The following is a 2,981-nucleotide window of genomic DNA, read 5'->3' as shown; positions in this document are numbered from 1 at the left end:
GCTCGTGCACGTCAACCTCATCCCGCTCAACCCGACCCCGGGCTCGAAGTGGGACGCGAGCCCCGCCACGGTGCAGGCGGAGTTCGTCCGCCGGGTGCGCCAGGGCGGGGTGGCCTGCACGGTGCGCGACACCCGCGGGCGAGAGATTGCCGCCGCTTGCGGCCAGCTCGCCGCGACCGGGGGCTGAGCGCGCGGTGCCCGACGCCGGGCCGGTCGTCCGGTCCATGACGCCGCGCGTCACCGAGGGCTCGGCCGACGCCGGCACCGTCGCGTGGACGCGCGCGATGCAGGCGGCCTTCCTCGGGCCGCGCCTGGACCCCGAGCTGCTGGCCCGGATGGGCGCGACCTTCGAGGGCCAGCGCCTGCGCGGCGCCTACGCGGACCCGGACCCCTCGCCGGCGGCGACGCTGCGCTCCTGGGACGCGGAGCTGACCGTGCCCGGCGGGGCCGTGACCGCCGACGCGATCACCGGGATCGGGGTGCGCTCGACCCACCGCCGCCGGGGCCTGGCCCGCCGCCTGCTCGCCGAGGACCTCGCCGCCGCCGTGCGCGCGGGCACCCCGGCGGCGGCGCTCACCTCGACCCAGGGCTCGCTCTACGAGCGCTTCGGGTTCGGGCTCGCGACGCGGACCCGCACGATCACCGTGGACACCCGCGCGGCCCGGTTCCGGGACCCCGGGCCGCGCGGCACCGTCGAGCTCGTCGACCGGCCCGACACCGCCCGGGCGCTCGCCTCCTCCGTGCACGACCGCGCCCGCCGTCGTCACCCGGGCGCGCTGGCCCGCACCCCGGGGCAGTGGGACGCGCTGCTCACCGGCGCCGCCCCGAACACCGGGCTGGAGCCCGACCGCCACCGCCAGGTCGCCGTCTGGCGCGACGACGACGGCGCACCCGCGGGCTACGTCGTGCACCGGGTCGAGCAGGGCTGGTACGAGACGGGGGCCGCGACGCTCGGCGTCGTGGACCTGCAGGCGACGACGCCGGCCGCCTACACCGAGCTGTGGCGCCACCTGTGCGGCCAGGACCTCGTCGGCACGGTCACCTGGAGCCACGCCTCGGTCGACGAGCCGCTGCCGTGGCTGCTCGCGGACCACCGCGCCGTCCGGGTCGAGGGCGAGCGGGCGATGCTGTGGCTGCGGGTCCTCGACGCGCCCGCGGTGCTCGTCGCGCGCCGCTACCCGATCGAGGACGGGATCGTCCTCGACGTCGCCGACGAGGCCGGCTTCACCGCCGGCCGATGGCGGCTCGACACGCACGACCGGCTCGCCCCCGCCGTCGAACCCACCCGCGCGGCCGCGGACGTCACGCTGCCGGTGAGCTCGCTGGCCTCGGTGGTGCTCGGCGGGGTCGACCCGCGGGTGCTGGCCCGCGCCGGGCGGCTCGAGGAGGGCTCGCCGGGCGCCGCGGGGCGGCTGGCCCGGCTGTTCGCGGCGCCCTCGGTGCCCTGGAACGGCACGCCGTTCTGAGCCGCGGCCGCTAGACCTCGACCTCGTCGGCCGGGACCTCGGCGGAGTCGCGCTCGGCCCACTCCAGCAGCGGGGCGAGGTCGAACACCGCCTCGTCGATCCCGGCGTGCAGGTCGCCCAGCTCGGCGAACCGCGCGGGCATCGTCGCGATCGTGAAGTCCGCCGGCTCGACGTCGGGGATCTCCTCCCAGCGCACCGGGGCGGACACGACGCCGAGCGGGGTCCCCCGCACCGAGTACGCGCAGGCGATCGTGTGGTCGCGGGTGTTCTGGTTGTAGTCGACGAACACCGTGCCGGGCGCGCGGTCCTTGCGCCACCACGCCGTCGTCACCAGGTCCGGCGCCCGGCGCTCCACCTCGCGGGCGAACGCCCACGCCGCCCGGCGCACCTCGCCGAACGAGTGCTCCGGCGCGATGCGCACGTAGACGTGCAGCCCCTTGCCGCCCGAGGTCTTCGGGAAGCCGACCGCGCCGAGCTCGTCGAGCACCTCGTGGACGACGCCCGCGACCTCGCGCACCGTCGAGAAGCCCACGCCGGGCATCGGGTCGAGGTCGATGCGCCACTCGTCGGGGGACTCGACGTCCGCGGCGCGGGAGTTCCAGGGGTGGAACTCCACGGTCGACATCTGCACGGCCCAGACGACGTCCGCGATCGAGGAGACGCAGAGCTCGTCGGCGGTCCGGTTGTAGCGCGGGAAGCGCACCCGCACCGTCGGGACCCAGTCCGGGGCGCCCTTCGGGAGGCGCTTCTGGTGGACCTTCTCGCCGTCCACGCCGGTCGGGAAGCGGTGCATCATGCAGGGCCGGTCGCGCAGCGCGGTGACGATGCCGGGCCCGACCGCGAGGTAGTAGCGCGCGAGATCGAGTTTCGTTTCGCCGCGCGCCGAGAAGTACACCCTGTCCGGGTTGGTCAGCCGCACGACGCGGCCGTCCACCTCGATCTCGGCTGCTCCGGCCACACGCACACGCTATCGGAGGTTGGGCACATGACCCGTCGCATCGTCGTGGTCGGGGGCGACGCGACCGGCATGAGCGCGGCGAACACCGCGCTGCGCCACGCCGAGGACGACATCGAGGTGACCGTCCTGGAGAAGGGCCACTACACCTCGTACTCCGCCTGCGGGATCCCGTACTGGATCTCCGGCGTGGTGTCCGACGGCGACTCCCTGATCGCACGCTCGCCGCAGGAGCACCGCGAGGCCGGGATCGACCTGCGGATGCGGACCGAGGCCACGGCGATCGACCTCGACAAGCAGACGGTCTCCTTCCGCGCCGTCGACGGGGACGGGGAGGACGGCGAGCTCGCCTACGACGACCTCGTGCTCGCCACCGGCGCCCGCCCGCTGCGCCCGCCGCTGGACGGCATCGACGCCGACGGGATCTTCGGGGTGCAGTCGCTCGAGGACGGCGAGGCGATCGTCTCCGACCTCTCGGACTCCGAGCACCGTCGGGCGGTCGTCGTGGGCGCGGGGTACATCGGCGTCGAGATGGCCGAGGCGATGGTCCTGCGCGGTCT

General features: G+C 75.5%; 3 protein-coding genes and 1 pseudogene. 3 read left to right on the top strand and 1 reads right to left on the bottom strand.

The window, feature by feature from the left end; translation table 11 throughout:
• Positions 1-187, top strand: a pseudogene (locus tag AC0CYZ_RS01320) (dual-specificity RNA methyltransferase RlmN); the annotation flags it as partial.
• A gap of 37 nt (positions 188-224) precedes the next feature.
• Positions 225-1,466 (top strand): GNAT family N-acetyltransferase, encoded by a 1,242-nt coding sequence (locus AC0CYZ_RS01315; RefSeq protein WP_472211397.1) that lies wholly within the window; start codon positions 225-227, stop codon positions 1,464-1,466.
• Between the two features lie 10 nt (positions 1,467-1,476).
• Here the strand turns inward: AC0CYZ_RS01315 and ligD are convergent, their stop codons facing one another.
• The gene (gene ligD / locus AC0CYZ_RS01310; RefSeq protein WP_472211394.1) at positions 1,477-2,424 is read right to left on the bottom strand and encodes a non-homologous end-joining DNA ligase; all 948 of its coding nucleotides are present in this window, start codon (positions 2,422-2,424) and stop codon (positions 1,477-1,479) included.
• 27 nt (positions 2,425-2,451) lie between these two features.
• On the opposite strand from ligD, the gene AC0CYZ_RS01305 reads away from it, so the two are divergent.
• Positions 2,452-2,981 (top strand): NAD(P)/FAD-dependent oxidoreductase (locus AC0CYZ_RS01305; protein WP_472211390.1); only part of this gene is annotated, 530 nt, incomplete at its 3' end.

This window comes from Actinomycetospora sp., from assembly GCF_055612215.1.
Note: the sequence above shows the minus strand (reverse complement) of the source record. Positions and strands in the feature narration are given on the sequence as shown.

Bases quoted from the DNA above. Each gene is read 5' to 3' on its own strand.
- AC0CYZ_RS01315 (WP_472211397.1), top strand. From the start codon at position 225: ATGACGCCGCGCGTCACCGAGGGCTCGGCCGACGCCGGCACCGTCGCG.